Genomic DNA, 15,505 nt, shown 5'->3' with positions numbered 1-15,505 from the left:
ATGGCCTACAAGGCGCCTGTCCGCGACCTGTCCTTCGTCCTGCACGACGTGCTGGAGGTCGAACGCTACGCCAACCATTTCGCCGACGCCGACCTGTCGCGCGACCTGATCGACCAGATCATCGCGGAGGGCGGCAAGTTCGCCGAGGAGGTCATCGCCCCGATCAACCGTGCGGGCGATCAGGAAGGCTGCCATATCCAGGGCGACGTCGTCACCACGCCCAAGGGCTGGAAAGAAGCCTATCGCCAGATGGTCGAGGCCGGCTGGACCAGCCTGTCCTTCGGCACGGAATTCGGCGGCCAGGGTCTGCCCGCGATCGTGTCGATGGCGGTGGGCCAGTTCACGGCCGGCGCATCGGCCGCCTTCTCCATGTATCCCGGCCTGACGGGCGGCGCCTATCACGGCATCGAGGCCAGCGGGTCGGACGAGCTGAAGCAGAAATACCTGCCGAAGATGGCGACCGGCGAATGGACCGGCACCATGAACCTGACCGAGCCCCAGTGCGGCACCGACCTGGGCATGGTCCGCACCAAGGCTGCGCCGAACGGCGACGGCTCCTATTCGATCACCGGCCAGAAGATCTGGATTTCGGCGGGCGAGCACGACTTCGCCGACAACATCATCCACACCGTGCTGGCCCGCGTCGAAGGCGCGGTTCCGGGCATCAAGGGCCTGAGCCTGTTCGTGGTGCCGAAGTTCCTCGTGAACGACGACGGCTCCGTCGGCGAGCGCAACGGCGTGAGTTGCGCCGGCTTGGAGCACAAGATGGGCATCCACGGCAACGCCACCTGCGTCATGGCCTATGACAACGCCAAGGGCTGGCTGATCGGCGAAGAAGGCCGGGGCATGAACAACATGTTCGTGGTCATGAATGAGGCCCGCCTGGGCACCGGCCTGCAGGGCCTGGCCATCGGCGACGCCGCCTATCAAGCCGCCGTCGAGTTCGCCAACGACCGCCTGCAAGGCCGCGCCCTGACCGGCGCCAAGAATCCAGACGGCCCCGCCGACCCCATCATGGTCCACCCCGACGTGCGCCGGATGCTGCTGGAGTCGAAGGCTTTTGTCGAAGGCGGCCGCGCCTTCATCCTGTGGACCGCCCTGCAAGCCGACCTGCAGAAGTCCTCGGACGAGGCCACGGCGACCAAGGCCAAGGACTACATGGGCCTGATCACGCCCGTGCTGAAGGCCTACCTGACCGACAAGGGCTTCCACGTCGCCTCGCTGGCCATGCAGGTCCACGGCGGCTCGGGCTACACCGAGCACTTCCCCGCCTCGCAATATCTGCGCGATGCGCGGATCACCATGATCTACGAAGGCACCAACGGCATTCAGGCGCTCGACTTGGTGGGCCGCAAGCTGCCGTCGAACGGCGGCCGGGCCATCATGAGCTGGTTCGCCGACATCGACGCCTTCACAGCGGAGAACGGCGACGACGAGGCCATCAAGCCTTTCGTCGACGGCTTGGCCGACACCAAGAAGAAGCTGCAGGACGGCACCATGTGGCTGATGCAGAACGGCATGGCCAACCCCGACAACGCCGCCGCCGCCTCGACCGACTACCTGCACATCTTCGGCCTGACGGCCCTGGCCTATATGTGGGCGCAGATGGCCAAGGCCGCCCAAGCCAAGATCGCCGCCGGCGACGCCGATCCCTACTACGCGACCAAGCTGCAGACCGGCCGCTACTTCGTCGAGCGCATCCTGCCTGACGCGCAGGCCCACCTGGCCAAGATGAAGACCGGAGCAGACGTGCTAATGCAGATGCCGGCCGAGGCGTTCTGATCGGTCGACGTCTTATGGGACAAGATCATGCGCACGAACGCCATCCGCCTCGTCATGCTTGGGACCTTGCTGCTTCCAGTCTCCGTCCAGGCGCAGACCGCGGAGCCGCCAGCTCCCGACCCCGCCTATGACGGCTATGGGGACGGGCAGATGGCGGTCCTGCCCGATGGCCGGCTAATTCACCTCGTCTGCATGGGCCAGGGGGCGCCGACGGTCATCCTGACGGCGGGCATGGGAGATTGGAGCGCGACCTGGATCAAGGTGCAACGGCCGGTCGCCGAACATACCCGCGTCTGCGCCTGGGACCGGGCCGGTTTCGGCCTCAGCGACGCGAGCGCCAAGGCTCAGACCTCCATGACGACCACCGCCGATCTGGAGGCCGCGCTGACGTCTGCCCGGATCGAGGGTCCCTATGTCATGGTCGGCCACTCCATGGGCGCCTACGAAACCCTGGCGTTCACCGACCGACGCCAGGCCGAAGTCGTCGGCATGGTGTCCGTCGATGGCAGCGTTCCGAACCAGATGGGCCTCATGCGGGCGGCTGCGCCGCTCGTCGCCGATGGTTTCGACGCCTATATCGCGAGCGCTACAGCGCCGCTCCACAAATGCATCGCCGATCTCGAGGCGGCTCGCGTCAGTTTCGGCGACTCGGACCCTGACGGCTGTCTGCGCCAACCGGCGGCCTTTCCGGCCTCCCTGGCCGAAAACCTCGGTCGACGCGACAGCGATCCTCGGCGGCTGGCGACCCAGGCTTCCCTCACCGAACAGTTCGTCGAAAGCGGCGATCAACTGGTCAATCCAGCCCGCAATTACGGCGACATGCCTTTAGTCGTGCTGACGGCTGGGGATGAAACACCGCCCGAACTGCCTGAACCCGTTCTGGCCCAATTGCCGCTCTGGCGCGCCGCCTGGATGCGTGCTCACGACCAAGTCGCCGCCCTCTCGACGCGCGGAGTCAATCGCGTGGTTCAAGACGCGACCCACTACATCCAGACGGATCGCCCCGACATCGTCATCGCCACAATCCTAGAGGTCGTCAAAACGGCCCGCTCCAAGGAAACGCCGACACCATGAACATCCTCAACGTCCCCGAACCCGACTTCATGCAGGACGAGGAGATCGTCCTCTTCTCCGACAGCGTCGGCAAATGGATCGACGAGCACGCCCCGCCCGAGAAGTTCCAGCAGTGGATCGCCAACTCGTCGGTGCCGCGTCAGTTGTGGAACGACGCGGGCGACGCGGGCCTTCTGGGCATCTCCCTGCCCGAGGAAGACGGCGGCATGGGCGGCGACTATCGCCATGAAGTCGTGCTGATGCGCCAACTGGGCTGGAAGGGCGCGGACCACTTCGGCATCAGTCTGCACAACGCCATCGTCATGCCCTACGTCTGGCATTATGGCACCGATGAGCAGAAGGCGCGCTGGCTGCCGCGTCTGGCCTCGGGCGAACTGGTCGGCGCCATCGCCATGACTGAGCCGGGCGCCGGGTCCGACCTGCAGGGCGTCAAGACCACCGCCATCAAGTCGGGCGACCACTACGTCCTGAACGGCTCCAAGACCTTCATCACCAACGGCCAGCTGGCCAACTTCATCATCGTCGTCGCCAAGACCGACCCGGCCGAGGGCGCCAAGGGCACCAGCCTGATCGTGGTCGAGACCGATGGCGCGGAAGGCTTCGAGCGCGGCCGCAACCTGCACAAGATCGGCATGGAGGCCAACGACACCTCCGAGCTCTTCTTCAACGACGTGAAGGTGCCGCTGGAGAACGTCATCGGCGGCGGCGAGGGCCAGGGCTTCGTCCAGCTGATGCAGCAGTTGCCGCAGGAACGCCTGAACATCGCCGTCCAGGGCGTGGCCGCCGCCGAGCGCGGGCTGGAGGCGACGCTCGACTACGTCAAGCAGCGCAAGGCGTTTGGGAAACGCGTCATCGACTTCCAGAACACCCAGTTCAAGCTGGCCGAGGTCAAGACCAAGCTGACCGTGGCCAAGGTCTTCGTCGACCACTGCATCGGCCTGCACCTGAAGGGCCAGTTGGACGCCGCCACGGCCTCCATGGCCAAATATTGGGTCACCGACATCCAGGGCGAGACCATCGACGAGATGCTTCAGCTCTTCGGCGGCTACGGCTACATGAACGAGTATCCGATCGCCCAGCTCTACAAGGACGCCCGTGTCCAGCGCATCTACGGCGGGACGAACGAGATCATGAAGCTGCTAATCGCGCGCACGCTGTAAAGTCATCCACTTTTCAAATCGGGGAGCATGCAATGTGGGAATGGCTGGCGGCGGCGGTCGTTTTACTCGGCGCCTTGTGGCTGTTGCCCCGGGCGGTAGGCGCAATGCAGGCGGACGCCCGGCGTCGCGGCGGCGGTGGCGGCATGGCCGGAGCAATGGTCGAACTGCAGAAATTCGTCAGCCCATCAACTGAACATGTGATTGAAGCGCGCAAGGAAAAGACGCAGGAGCAAGCGGGTCGGGGAAATCCTCCCGATGATGACACGCCCCAACGATGATCCGCCTCCACGTCACCTCCGACCTCGCCCCCGGCCTCGCCGTCGCCCCGACCCTCGACCAGTCGCGCTACCTGACCCAAGTGATGCGGCTGAAGGCGGGCGACGACCTGCTGGTCTTCAACGGCCGTCACGGCGAGTGGCGCGCCAGCGTCGCCGAGGTGCTGAAGAAGGGCGTCGTCCTGCGCGCCGAGGAGCAGGTGCGCGAGCAGACCCACGGCCCTGATCTGGAACTGATCGTCGCCGTAGTGAAGAAGGCCCGCGTCGAAACCATCGTCGAGAAGGCGACCGAACTGGGCGCCAAGCGGGTGCGTCTGGTCCTGACCCATCGCACCAACGCCGAGCGGCTTCGGCTGGACCGGCTGGACGCCATCGCCGAGGAGGCCGCCGAACAGACCGGGCGCCTGGACGTGCCGCCGGTCGATGACCCGGTCAAGCTGGACGCCCTGCTGGACGGCTGGGACGCCTCGCGCCGCCTGATGTTCTGCGACGAGACCGGCGGCGCGCCCGCCATGTCGGCTCTGGCGGCTGCTGGCGAAGGCAAATGGGCCATCCTGATCGGTCCCGAGGGCGGTTTCTCGCCCGAAGAAGGCGCGCGTCTGCGCGCCCTGCCCTTCACCACCGCCGTCTCTCTCGGCCCGCGCATCCTGCGCGCCGACACCGCCGCCATCGCCGCCCTGACCCTGTGGCAGGCTGCGATCGGCGACTGGGAACGCTAGAAGTTTGCCTCTCCCCTCTTGAGCGAGGCCGTTTCGTCGCCCATCTAGCCGCGACAGCAGGGGTTACAGATGTCCGACACGGCGCCGCTTTCCAGAGATGACCTGATCCACGCCATGTCGAAGGGCGAGAAGCCCGCCGACCAGTGGCGCATCGGCACGGAGCACGAGAAGTTCGGCTTCGACAAATCCACCCTGCGCCGCCCCGCCTATGAGGGCGACAGCGGCATCCTGGCTATGCTGACCGGGCTGCAACGCTTTGGCTGGGCGCCGGTGGAAGAAGCCGGCCACGTCATCGCCCTGGAGCGCAAGAACGCCGAGGGCTTGACCGCCTCCATCAGCTTGGAGCCGGGCGGTCAGTTCGAGCTATCGGGCGCGCCGCTGCAGACCATCCACGACATCTGTTCGGAAACCGGCCAGCACCTGATGGAGGTGAAACAGGTGGCGGATCAGCTGAACCTCGGCTTCCTCGGCGCCGGCTTCGACCCCCTGTGGCGGCGCGAGGACATCCCCGTCATGCCCAAGGGTCGCTATGACATCATGCGCGCCTACATGCCCAAGCGGGGCACGCTGGGCCTCGACATGATGCTGCGCACCTGCACCATCCAGGCCAATCTCGACTTCGAATCCGAAGCCGACATGGTGATGAAGTTCCGCACCTCGCTGGCGCTTCAGCCCATCGCCACCGCCCTGTTCGCCTGTTCGCCCTTCATCGAGGGCAAGCCGACCGGCTTCCTGTCGGCGCGCGCCAACGTCTGGACCGACACCGACCCCGACCGCACGGGGATGCTGGACTTCGTCTTCGCCGACGGCTTCGGCTACGAGCGCTACGCCGACTACGCCCTGGACACCCCCATGTATTTCGCCAAGCGCGGCGAGACCTATGTCGACTTGTCGGGCCAGTCGTTCCGCGCCTTCATCGAGGGCAAGCTGGACGCCCTGCCCGGCGACCGCGCCACGGATAAGGACTGGGTCGACCACCTGACCACCCTCTTCCCCGAAGTCCGGCTGAAACAGTATCTTGAGATGCGTGGCGCCGACGGCGGCCCGTGGAGCCGGATCTGCGCCCTGCCCGCCCTGTGGGCCGGGATCCTGTACGATGCGCCGTCGCTCGCGGCGGCCTGGGACCTGTGCAAGGACTGGGACATCGCCGACCACGAGCGCCTGCGCCGCGACGTGACCCGTCTGGGCCTCAAGGCCGAGGTGGCGGGCCGCAGCGTGCGCGACATCGCCGTCGATCTGGTCGAGATCGCCAAGCACGGCCTGAAGAACCGCGCCCGCTTCAGCGGCGGCATGGTCGACGAGCGCGGCTATCTGTCGGAACTGGAAGACATCGCCGACAGCGGCGTGACCCCGGCCGACCGGCTGCTGGAGCTGTATCACGGCGAATGGCAGGGCGACGTCAGCCGCATCTATCGCGACTTCGCCTACTGAGACGCAAGGCGGCCTTAACCGACCCGGTCTAGACAGGGCGTCGAGTTCGTAAGGATCGCCCATGACTTTCGCCCCCGCCGCCGCCCCATCGCTGACGGGACAGCCGCAGCCGGCGCGCGACGTGGCGGCCGATCTGGCGACCTTTTTCGACGTGTCGCTGGACCTGCTGGTGATCCGCGATCTGGAGGGGTTCATCGTCCGGGTCAGCGCCTCATGGTTCCCTGCCCTGGGCTATCGGCCGGAAGATCTGGTCGGCCTCGCCATCCTGACTCTGGTTCATCCCGACGACCTGCCCGGCACCCACGACAGCGTGGTCGAGGTCGAGACTCGGGGGCCCGGCGCCCCGGTCCTGGGCCACGTCAACCGCTACCGCCACCGCGACGGCCACTACGTCACCCTGGAGTGGCGCGCCCAGAGGTTCGGCGACCGCATCTACGCCGTGGCCCGCGACGTGACCGCCAAGATCGCCGCCGAACAGGCTCTGATCGAGGCCAAGGCCGCCGCCGAGGCCGCCAACCGGGCCAAGTCCGACTTCCTGGCCAATATGAGCCACGAGATCCGCACCCCGCTGAACGGCGTGATCGGCATCGTCGACGCCCTGTCGCGCACCCCGCTGTCGCCCGATCAGGCCGAGATGGTCGCCCTGATCGCCACTTCGGGCATCACTCTGGAGCGGCTGGTTTCGGACATGCTGGACGTGTCGCGGATCGAGGCCGGCAAGCTGGAGTTGGAACTGCGGCCCTTCGATCTGGACGAGGCCCTGGGCGCCCCTTTGGACACAATGCGGATGCGCGCCGAGGTCAAGGGACTGGCCTTCCATGTCGAGCGCGCCCCCCATGCGCGCGGCGCCTTCATCGGCGACAGCGTCCGCGTCGGCCAGATCCTGGGCAACCTGTTGTCCAACGCCGTCAAATTCACCGCCGAAGGCTCCGTCTCTGTCCGCTTCGCCCTGAGCGAGGACGACGGCGCCCCGACCCTGCTGTCGTTCGAGATCGAGGACACGGGCGTCGGCTTCGACGCCGACCACGCCGCCCAGTTGTTCCAGCGCTTCTCCCAGGCCGACAGCAGCATCACGCGGCGCTTTGGCGGCACGGGGCTGGGCCTGTCGATCTGCCGCTCCCTAGTCGAGATGATGGGCGGGCGGATCGAGGGGGCCTCGACGCCCGGGGTCGGCAGCCGGTTCCGGGTCGAACTGCCCCTGCCCCGCGCCCATGGCTTCGAGCAAAGCGACATCGCTGTCGCCCCGCGACCGTCGCGGCCCCTGCGCGTCCTGCTGGCGGAGGACCATCCGATCAACCAGCGCCTCGTCCAGTTGATCCTGGCCGACCATACCAGCGAGCTGGTGATCGTGGACGACGGCGCCCAGGCGGTCGTCGCCTTGGAGACCCGGCAGTTCGACGTGGTGCTGATGGACATGCAGATGCCCGGCATGGACGGGCTGACGGCGACCCGCGCCATCCGCGCCCTTGAGGCCGCCCGCCCCGCAGCCCAGCGCACGCCGATCCTGATGCTGAGCGCCAACGCCATGGCCGAGCACCGCGACGCCGCCCGCGCCGCCGGCGCCGACCTGCACCTGGCCAAACCGATCACCGCCCGCGACCTGCTGACCGCGCTGGCGATGCTGATCCCCGGCTGAGCCGCCTTAGAAGCCCGCCAGGAACCCGGCCACGTTGTCGCCCAGAGCGCCCACCGCATAGCCGCCTTCCATGACGATCAGGGTCGGTCGGTCGAGCGTGGCGATGCGCGCCGCCAGCTTCGGAAAGTCCTCGGTGGTCAGCTTGAAGTGCGAGATCGGGTCCTCCTCCCAGGTGTCGGCGCCGAACGACACCACCAGCAGCCCGGGGTCAAAGGCGGCGATCGCCTCCATCGCCCGGTCCAACGCCGCCAGATAGGGCTCGGCAGTCGTGCCGCGCGGCAGCGGCAGGTTGAGGGTGGCGCCCTCGCCGTCGCCCTCGCCGTGCTCGTCCGCATGGCCCCAGAAGAAGGGATACTCGGTCCTCGGGTCGCCGTGGATCGAGGCGAAGAAGACTGAGCCGTCCTCCCAGAAGATGTCCTGGGTGCCGTTGCCGTGGTGGTAGTCCACGTCGAGGATCGCCACGCGGTCGATCCCGCCATCGCGTGCCGCCCGCGCGACGATGGCGGCGTTGTTCAGGTAGCAGTAGCCGCCCATGTAGTCGGCGCCGGCGTGGTGCCCCGGCGGACGGCACAGGGCGAAGGTCGCACGCTCGGTCCCCTCCAGCAGCGGCTGCAGCGCCGTCAGCGCCGTCTGCGCCGCCCAGTAGGCCGCGTCCCAGGTCTGGGCGGTGATCGGCGTCCCGGCGTCGTAGCTGAACCGGCCCAGCTGGGCGTCGATGCGGTCGAGGTTCAGCGGTCGGCGCCGCACCACGGGCCAGACGTAGCCTACGGCGTCGCCCTCACGGCCCGCGGCGACCCAGCGGGCGTGGGCGTGTTCAAGGAAGTCGAGATAGTCGGGCGCGTGCACCCGTTCCAGCGGCCCCCGGCCGAAGTCCCGGGCCGGCGCCAAGGGCCCAAGCCGCTCGCGCAGCAGCAGGGCGCGCGACGGGGTCTCGTTATAGGCCGTCCAGCCGCCGTTGTGCATCTCCTGCGCCGGCGCGTGCGCCAGCTGCCGCTCGTCGAACACCTTGAACATCGGGGTCCCTCCGCCATTCCATCGTCGTCCTTCCCCACAAACGGACCAGAAACCGCCTAGGAAAGCCAGCCCGCTGCCATGACCCGCAACGGGTTGGCCGGGTCGGACAGCAGCCGAGCGGTGATGGCCAGGGAGATGATCACCAGCAGGGGCCGGATCAAGCGCGGCCCGAACCGCATGGCGGCGTGCGACCCTAGCCGCCCGCCGACGAACTGGCCCACGGCCATGATGCCCGCCAGGGCCCAGACCACGTGCCCGCCGGCCGCCAGCACCACGATGCCGACGACATTGCTCATCAGGTTCAGCGCCTTGGTGTGCGCCGTCGCCCGCGTCAGCCCCATGCCCAGCAACATCACCAGACTGAGGGCGAAAAAGGAGCCCGTCCCCGGCCCGAAAAAGCCGTCGTAGAAACCGATCCCGCCCGCCACGAAGGCGTAGGCCAGGGGGGTCAGCCGGGCATGGGCGTCCTCGTCCGACGCCTTGGGACCGAACAGAAAATACAGGGCGATGCCGATCAGCAGCACCGGCAGCAGGATCATCAGCCAGCGGGTATCCACCAGGGTCACGGCCATGGCCCCCAGCCCCGCGCCGACGCCGACCAGTATCAGCGGCCAGCGGATCAGGCGGAAATCCACCCGCCCCTTGCGCCAGAAATTCCACAGGGCGGAGGCCGTTCCGACGCTGCCCTGCACCTTGTTGGTGGCGATCGCCGCCACAGGGTTCAGCCCCACCGACAACAGGGCGGGCAAGGAAATCAGCCCCCCGCCACCCGCGATGGCATCGATGAAACCGGCGACTGCCGCCGCAAGACCCAACAGGCCGATGACTTCAGGCGTCAGGTCCAACACGCGCACAATACTCCAGCAACGGCGGCGCTATAGACCCCGCGGCCGGAAACCGCCACCGCGCCGACAGGCTTGGATGGCTCGGTGGGGAAAAGCTCTATGGACCGCCGCTGGCTAATGTCGGGCTTCTGCGGCTGAGGGGATGGGCCCAATCCTGGCTACGATTGGAAAGCGTTATGTCGACGAACATTGTTCGTGTAACCTTGGCTTTGCACGGCGAGCGTGACGCGCGTCGATGTCTTCCGGAGGAAACCCATGATGAAACTGGTTCTCCCGTTCGCGTTGGCTGGCCTGCTCACCCTGACCACGCCAGCCTTCGCCCAGAGTGCCTTCGACGGCGTGTGGAAGGTCGACCTCGCATCGGCCCAACTGCCGGACAAGCCCTACGTCCAGTCGCTCAAGGACGGGGTCTATACCTGCAGCTCTTGCGTGCCCGTCTATTCGATCCCGGCCGACGGCAAGATGCACAAGGTCGAGGGCTTCTCGTATTGGGACGAGACTTCGATGCGGATCGTGGACGGCCAGACGGTGGAGGAGGCCCAGAAGCTGCGCGGGCGGCCAGTGGCCACGTTCCGGAGCCAGGTCTCGGCCGACGGCGCTACGCTGATCACGGCCTGGACGGACACCAGCGCGCCCGACGGCACGACCGGTTCCGGCGAAGGCACGATGAGCCGGATCGCCGCCGGCGCGACGGGCGCCCACGCGATTTCGGGGTCGTGGAAGAGCGAAGCCGTGTCCAGCGCCTCGGAGGCCAGCCTCACCGCGACCGTGCATCTGGCGGACGGCGTCTTCAGCTTCACGTCGGGGACCGGCTACCGCTATGAAGCTCGCCTCGGCGGCCCGGCGGTTCCGATCATCGGCGACCTGGCGGGGGCCACAGCGACCGTACGCCAACTGGCGGACGGGAGCATCGAAGAAGCCGAACACATCAACGGCGAGGCGACTTCGATAACGACCCTGACGCCGCCGGCGGACGGGGCGATGACGATCAAGTATGAAAGCCTGAAAGACGGCACGACCACGACCTACAAGGTGATCAGGCAATAGGCGTCTGTCGCCAGGGTTGATCGGAGAACGGCCCCGCCTGACGTCAGGCGGGGCCGCGTTCTTGTCGGGTCGACGCGACGAAGGTCCCCCAGGTCCGCTTCCCGTAGCGAAGGCTCGAAATTCCTGCGATCAAGGCCGGAGCAGGAGGACATCATGACGGGTGCGATCAGGATAGGCGTCGGCGGCTGGACCTTCGAGCCGTGGCGCGGAGTCTTCTATCCCGAGGGGCTGACGCAGAAGCGCGAGTTGGAGTTCGCCAGCCGGGCGCTGACCTCGATCGAGATCAACGGGACCTACTATTCAACCTTCAAGCCCGACAGCTGGATGAAGTGGCGCGACGAGACGCCGGACGGCTTCGTCTTTGCGGTCAAGGCCAGCCGGTTCTGCACCAACCGCAAGGTCCTGTCCGAGGGCGGCGAGAGCTTCGACCGCTTCCTGTCGCAGGGACTGACCCTGCTGGGCGACAAGCTGGGACCGATCAACTGGCAGTTCATGGGCACCAAGAAGTTCGACGCCGAGGACTTCGAGGGCTTCCTGAAGCTGCTGCCCCAGGAGAAGGACGGCGTGCGTCTGCGCCATGCCCTGGAGGTCCGCAACCCGACCTTCGCCTGTCAGGAATTCTATGACCTGGCCCGCCAGTACGGCGCGGCCATCGTCTATGCCGTCGATGACGAATCCCCGACCTGGCCGCAGATCGACGAGGCCACCGCCGACTTTACCTACGCCCGTCTGATGTCCAGCCGCGAGGACGAGCCGACTGGCATGACCTCGGCCGAACTGGACGCCGTGGCGGTCCAGACCCGCGAATGGGCCAGGCGCGGCGATGTCTTCGCCTACTTCATCTCGGGGGCGAAGGTGCGGAACCCCGCGGCGGCCCAGGCGCTGATCGCCAAACTCAAGGACTGAGCCTCATGGCCATCAAGACCCGCGCCTTCGCCGCCACCGCTGCTGACCAGCCGCTGGCCCCCTATAGCTTTGACCGGCGCGATCCGGGGCCGGACGATGTGGCGATCGAGATCAAATACTGCGGCGTCTGCCATTCCGACCTGCATGCGGTTCAGAACGACATGGGCGGGACCGTCTATCCCATCGTGCCGGGCCACGAGATCGCGGGCGTGATCACGGCGGTCGGCGCCAATGTCGTCCGCTTCAAGGAAGGCGACCGGGTCGGCGTCGGCTGCATGGTCGACAGTTGCCGCACCTGTTCCTCGTGCCAGTCGGGCGAGGAGCAATACTGCGTCCCCGGCCTGACCGGCACCTATGGCTCGCCGGACCCCAAGGGGGCGGCGGTCGGCCAGACCATGACCCAGGGCGGCTATTCCGACCACATCACGGTGGATCAGGCCTATATCCTGTCCATTCCCGACAGCCTGCCGCTGGATGCGGCCGCGCCCCTGCTGTGCGCCGGGATCACCACCTACAGCCCCTTGCGTCACTGGAAGGTTGGGCCGGGGTCCAAGGTGGCGGTCGTCGGCCTGGGCGGTCTGGGTCACATGGCCGTGAAGCTGGCCGTCGCCATGGGGGCCGAGGTCACCGTCCTGTCGACCTCGGATCGCAAGAAGGCCGACGCCGAACGGATGGGAGCCAGGCACTTCCTGATCAATTCCGACAAGGCGGCGATGAAGGCGGCGGGCGAGACGTTCGACCTGATCATCAACACGGTGTCCGCCACCCACGAGATCGCCCGCCACGTGGGCCTTTTGGCCCGCGACGGGACCATGGTCATGCTGGGCCTGACCACCGAGGGTCTGCCGATCTTCGCCCTGCCGCTGTTGTGGCGTCGCCGCAGCGTCGCCGGCAGCCTGATCGGCGGCATCCGCGAGACCCAGGAGATGCTCGATTTCTGCGCCCAGCACGGCATCGTCTGCGACATCGAAACCATAGCCCCGCATCAGATCAACGAGGCCTATGCGCGGATGGAGAAGTCCGACGTCCGTTATCGCTTCGTCATCGACATGGCCCAGATGGGTCAAGCCGCCTGACGGCGTCTTCTCGCGCAAGCCTTGCCAAGCTAAGGCTTGTTCCAGAGGGTAGGTCGACGTTCAAGCGGGCGTCGTCAGCACAGGGGAGCGGATCATGGCGCGAGTGGCTCTGGTGACCGGGGGAACCCGGGGCATAGGCAAGGCGATCGTCCAGCGGCTGAGGGAAGACGGCATGGCCGTCGCCGCGGGCTATTCCGGCAATGACGAAGCGGCCGCCGCCACGGCGCGCGAACTGGGCGTCATGGTGATCAAGGGCAATGTCGGCTCGTTCGCGGATTGCGAGCGCGCCGTGAAGGAGGTCGAGACCGAACTGGGTCCCATCGACATCTTGGTGAACAACGCCGGTATCACCCGCGACGGCTTCTTCCACAAGATGAGCGCGGACCAGTGGTCCGACGTGATCCGCGTCAACATGGACAGCGTCTTCAACATGACGCGTCAGGTGATCAACGGCATGCGCGACCGGGGCTTCGGCCGGATCGTCAACATCTCCTCGATCAACGGGCAGAAGGGCCAGATCGGCCAGACCAACTATTCCGCCGCCAAGGCCGGGATGATCGGCTTCACCAAGGCGCTGGCGCTGGAAAACGCGCGCAAGGGCGTGACCGTGAACTGCATCGCACCGGGCTATATCGACACCGAAATGGTCGGAGCCATGGATCAAAAGGTGCTGGACGCCATCATCTCCCAGATCCCCGTTGGAAGACTCGGAAAAGGCGAGGAAATCGCCGACATGGTGTCGTGGCTGACCGGCGAGCGTGCCGGATATGTCACAGGCTGCACCCTGTCGCTGAACGGCGGCCAGTACCTGGTTGGCTAAGCCTGCTTCGCCCAAAATCCGCCGTTCGGGCGTTCCACCACTTTCCTCATGATGGGAACGGTCGAGGTCGAGGCGGAGAATCCGTCGTGCTTCGCCGTCGCGGCGCCGCGCGCCACGACGGTCGCGGGTCTGCGCCTGGACGCCGCCTGCCTGCTGGTGCTGGCCGCCTGCCTGACGGCGGGTGCCGCCGGCGCGGCCGAGGCTCAGACCCGCTCCAACGTCCAGGTCGAACAGAGTCGGGTGATCCGCGACCAGTCGGTGACCCGCACCCTGCCTCCGCCGGGACGCTATGTTTCCGAAGCCGGTCAGAGCTTCATGCTGGACCGTGCGGGCTCCCTGACCCTGCTGCGCTTTGAACGGTCGAGCGAGACCTGGGCCCTGCGCCCGTCTTCGGCCCCGCGCGGCGACACCATCTATCGCAACGACGCCGGGGAACAGGTGCTGCGCGTCACGGCCAGCGGCGGCGTCACCGTCTATACGAGCCGCAGTCCGGGCGGTTCGCCCGTGTCCCTGTCCGGTCCCGCCGCCAGCCTGGAGCCCCCCACCCTCGGCCCGGTGCAGATGTTCAATCTGATGACCCGCCGAAGCGGCGTGGTCAGCGAAGCCATGGGCCGGCTGGTCCGTATCAACGTCTTCGGCGAGGAATCCGAGGCCCTGTGCATCGAGGCCCTGATCGTCACCACCGACGCCGTGGTCCGCATCGCCCGCTCGCCCAGCGCCCGCCCCTTCCTGGAACGGCTGCGCAGCATCACCATCGTCGAAGGCTCGCGCGCCTCGGTCAGCTACGCCCAGGGCGACCTGCGTGTCGTCGTCGACCCCAAACGCGGCATCGCCGGCCGCCCCTCCTCGGCCCGCGTCATCCGTGCAGTGATCCCGCAGGACTGAGGCCGCCGCCTGCGCGGTCGGTTGCGGACGCCGGGAGAGTCCGCTTCCAGGCCCTCCACACGCCCGCTAGTGCGGCGAACACCTTGGTCATCCTAACCCGCTTGCCAAAGTCGCTTTCGGATATGCATGTTCTGCGTATGATCGATGCGCACACGTTGAACATACTAACCCATGTCGCGACCGGGGCCCTGGCCCTGCTCATTGGCCTTATACCGCTGTTCAGCCGCAAAGGCGGCCCGCTGCATCGCTGGTCTGGGCGAGCGACCGCAGGGCTGGGACTGGTGGTCCTGTCCAGCGCGGTGCTGGCGGTGATCCTGTTCCGGCCGCCCGCGCCGCTGGTCGCCGCGACCCTCACGGCCGGCTATCAATATTTGAGCGGGCTACGCAGCCTGTCGCTTACCCGTCGCGGGCCGCGCCTGCCGGACACGCTGCTTTCAATGCTGGGCGTGGGATTGGCCTTGCTCGTGGCGTTCCAGATGGGACAAGGCGATGCCTCGTGGACCCCAGCCATCGGTTACTCGGCCATCGGCTATCTGCTCACGATGACCGCCTATGATCTCAGCCGCCCGCTGTGGGTCGGGGTTTGGTATCGCCGGGTTCGGCCGCTGGATCACGGCGTCAAGATGATCGGCTTCTACTTCGCCATGCTCTCGGCCGGCGCTGGCAATCTTCTGGCCGAGTGGCAGCCACTGAGCCAGGTCCTTCCTTCGGCCGTTGGCATGGCGGCGATAGTCGGTTTCATCATTTGGTACAGTCTGCGCCCTATCCGGCTCAGCCGCGCTGGCGCGCTTGGACGCCAAGGCTTCATCGCCTAGCCGCCCATCCCCTTGATGTC

15 protein-coding genes are annotated in these 15,505 nt (G+C 67.0%); 13 read left to right on the top strand and 2 right to left on the bottom strand.

Annotation, left to right across the window (positions count from 1 at the left end):
- The 7 genes from AC1DJ5_RS06080 (at position 1) to AC1DJ5_RS06050 (ending at position 8,077) form a co-directional block, all read left to right on the top strand.
- Positions 1–1,782, top strand: coding sequence for an acyl-CoA dehydrogenase C-terminal domain-containing protein (locus AC1DJ5_RS06080; RefSeq protein ID WP_477020001.1), 1,782 nt, complete (start codon positions 1–3; stop codon positions 1,780–1,782).
- Positions 1,783–1,809: 27 nt separating this feature from the next.
- Entirely contained in the window at positions 1,810–2,856 is a 1,047-nt protein-coding gene (locus AC1DJ5_RS06075) for an alpha/beta fold hydrolase (RefSeq protein WP_477020000.1), read from the top strand.
- Positions 2,853–4,016 carry an acyl-CoA dehydrogenase family protein gene (locus AC1DJ5_RS06070; protein WP_441454175.1) on the top strand — a complete coding sequence of 388 codons (1,164 nt, stop codon included), beginning with the start codon at positions 2,853–2,855 and terminating at the stop codon, positions 4,014–4,016. The genes AC1DJ5_RS06075 and AC1DJ5_RS06070 overlap by 4 nt, the downstream gene beginning before the upstream one ends.
- A gap of 32 nt (positions 4,017–4,048) precedes the next feature.
- A complete protein-coding gene (locus AC1DJ5_RS06065) occupies positions 4,049–4,294 on the top strand; it encodes a hypothetical protein (RefSeq protein ID WP_441454176.1) in 246 nt (81 codons plus the stop codon).
- The gene (locus AC1DJ5_RS06060; RefSeq protein ID WP_477019999.1) at positions 4,291–5,010 is read left to right on the top strand and encodes a 16S rRNA (uracil(1498)-N(3))-methyltransferase; all 720 of its coding nucleotides are present in this window, start codon (positions 4,291–4,293) and stop codon (positions 5,008–5,010) included. Before AC1DJ5_RS06065 ends, AC1DJ5_RS06060 begins: the two co-directional genes overlap by 4 nt.
- A 69-nt stretch (positions 5,011–5,079) precedes the next feature.
- Positions 5,080–6,441 carry a glutamate--cysteine ligase gene (locus AC1DJ5_RS06055; RefSeq protein ID WP_441454178.1) on the top strand — a complete coding sequence of 454 codons (1,362 nt, stop codon included), beginning with the start codon at positions 5,080–5,082 and terminating at the stop codon, positions 6,439–6,441.
- Between the two features lie 61 nt (positions 6,442–6,502).
- Positions 6,503–8,077: an ATP-binding protein gene (locus AC1DJ5_RS06050; protein WP_477019998.1), complete on the top strand. Its 1,575-nt coding sequence runs from the start codon at positions 6,503–6,505 to the stop codon at positions 8,075–8,077.
- A gap of 6 nt (positions 8,078–8,083) precedes the next feature.
- Here the strand turns inward: AC1DJ5_RS06050 and AC1DJ5_RS06045 are convergent, their stop codons facing one another.
- Complete coding sequence (locus AC1DJ5_RS06045) at positions 8,084–9,091, bottom strand: histone deacetylase family protein (protein ID WP_477019997.1); 1,008 nt, start codon at positions 9,089–9,091, stop codon at positions 8,084–8,086.
- 56 nt (positions 9,092–9,147) lie between these two features.
- Positions 9,148–9,939: a TSUP family transporter gene (locus tag AC1DJ5_RS06040; protein ID WP_477019996.1), complete on the bottom strand. Its 792-nt coding sequence runs from the start codon at positions 9,937–9,939 to the stop codon at positions 9,148–9,150.
- A gap of 255 nt (positions 9,940–10,194) precedes the next feature.
- Between AC1DJ5_RS06040 and AC1DJ5_RS06035 the strand changes: the two genes are divergently transcribed.
- From AC1DJ5_RS06035 to AC1DJ5_RS06010, 6 genes are all read left to right on the top strand, one after another.
- Positions 10,195–10,983, top strand: coding sequence for a hypothetical protein (locus tag AC1DJ5_RS06035; protein WP_477019995.1), 789 nt, complete (start codon positions 10,195–10,197; stop codon positions 10,981–10,983).
- A 153-nt stretch (positions 10,984–11,136) separates the two neighbouring features.
- Complete coding sequence (locus tag AC1DJ5_RS06030; RefSeq protein WP_441454183.1) at positions 11,137–11,889, top strand: DUF72 domain-containing protein; 753 nt, start codon at positions 11,137–11,139, stop codon at positions 11,887–11,889.
- Between the two features lie 5 nt (positions 11,890–11,894).
- A complete protein-coding gene (locus AC1DJ5_RS06025) occupies positions 11,895–12,965 on the top strand; it encodes an NAD(P)-dependent alcohol dehydrogenase (protein ID WP_441454184.1) in 1,071 nt (356 codons plus the stop codon).
- 94 nt (positions 12,966–13,059) lie between these two features.
- On the top strand, positions 13,060–13,785 hold the full coding sequence (gene phbB / locus AC1DJ5_RS06020; protein ID WP_441454185.1) for an acetoacetyl-CoA reductase: 726 nt from the start codon (positions 13,060–13,062) through the stop codon (positions 13,783–13,785).
- A 48-nt stretch (positions 13,786–13,833) separates the two neighbouring features.
- The gene (locus AC1DJ5_RS06015) at positions 13,834–14,670 is read left to right on the top strand and encodes a DUF4908 domain-containing protein (protein ID WP_441454186.1); all 837 of its coding nucleotides are present in this window, start codon (positions 13,834–13,836) and stop codon (positions 14,668–14,670) included.
- Between the two features lie 137 nt (positions 14,671–14,807).
- Positions 14,808–15,485, top strand: coding sequence for a hypothetical protein (locus tag AC1DJ5_RS06010; RefSeq protein ID WP_477019994.1), 678 nt, complete (start codon positions 14,808–14,810; stop codon positions 15,483–15,485).
- Positions 15,486–15,505: the final 20 nt, after the last annotated feature.

It is taken from the genome of Brevundimonas sp. 01N35, assembly GCF_056399785.1.
Note: the sequence above shows the minus strand (reverse complement) of the source record. Positions and strands in the feature narration are given on the sequence as shown.

What these genes read in the sequence shown, in the direction of transcription:
- AC1DJ5_RS06080 (WP_477020001.1), top strand. Translation starts at nt 1, where the DNA reads ATGGCCTACAAGGCGCCTGTCCGCGACCTGTCCTTCGTCCTGCACGAC.
- AC1DJ5_RS06075 (WP_477020000.1), top strand. Translation starts at nt 1,810, where the DNA reads ATGCGCACGAACGCCATCCGCCTCGTCATGCTTGGGACCTTGCTGCTT.
- AC1DJ5_RS06045 (WP_477019997.1), bottom strand. Translation starts at nt 9,091, where the DNA reads ATGTTCAAGGTGTTCGACGAGCGGCAGCTGGCGCACGCGCCGGCGCAG.
- AC1DJ5_RS06030 (WP_441454183.1), top strand. Translation starts at nt 11,137, where the DNA reads ATGACGGGTGCGATCAGGATAGGCGTCGGCGGCTGGACCTTCGAGCCG.
- phbB (WP_441454185.1), top strand. Translation starts at nt 13,060, where the DNA reads ATGGCGCGAGTGGCTCTGGTGACCGGGGGAACCCGGGGCATAGGCAAG.
- AC1DJ5_RS06035 (WP_477019995.1), top strand. Translation starts at nt 10,195, where the DNA reads ATGAAACTGGTTCTCCCGTTCGCGTTGGCTGGCCTGCTCACCCTGACC.
- AC1DJ5_RS06010 (WP_477019994.1), top strand. Translation starts at nt 14,808, where the DNA reads ATGATCGATGCGCACACGTTGAACATACTAACCCATGTCGCGACCGGG.
- AC1DJ5_RS06055 (WP_441454178.1), top strand. Translation starts at nt 5,080, where the DNA reads ATGTCCGACACGGCGCCGCTTTCCAGAGATGACCTGATCCACGCCATG.
- AC1DJ5_RS06050 (WP_477019998.1), top strand. Translation starts at nt 6,503, where the DNA reads ATGACTTTCGCCCCCGCCGCCGCCCCATCGCTGACGGGACAGCCGCAG.
- AC1DJ5_RS06015 (WP_441454186.1), top strand. Translation starts at nt 13,834, where the DNA reads ATGATGGGAACGGTCGAGGTCGAGGCGGAGAATCCGTCGTGCTTCGCC.
- AC1DJ5_RS06065 (WP_441454176.1), top strand. Translation starts at nt 4,049, where the DNA reads ATGTGGGAATGGCTGGCGGCGGCGGTCGTTTTACTCGGCGCCTTGTGG.
- AC1DJ5_RS06025 (WP_441454184.1), top strand. Translation starts at nt 11,895, where the DNA reads ATGGCCATCAAGACCCGCGCCTTCGCCGCCACCGCTGCTGACCAGCCG.
- AC1DJ5_RS06060 (WP_477019999.1), top strand. Translation starts at nt 4,291, where the DNA reads ATGATCCGCCTCCACGTCACCTCCGACCTCGCCCCCGGCCTCGCCGTC.
- AC1DJ5_RS06070 (WP_441454175.1), top strand. Translation starts at nt 2,853, where the DNA reads ATGAACATCCTCAACGTCCCCGAACCCGACTTCATGCAGGACGAGGAG.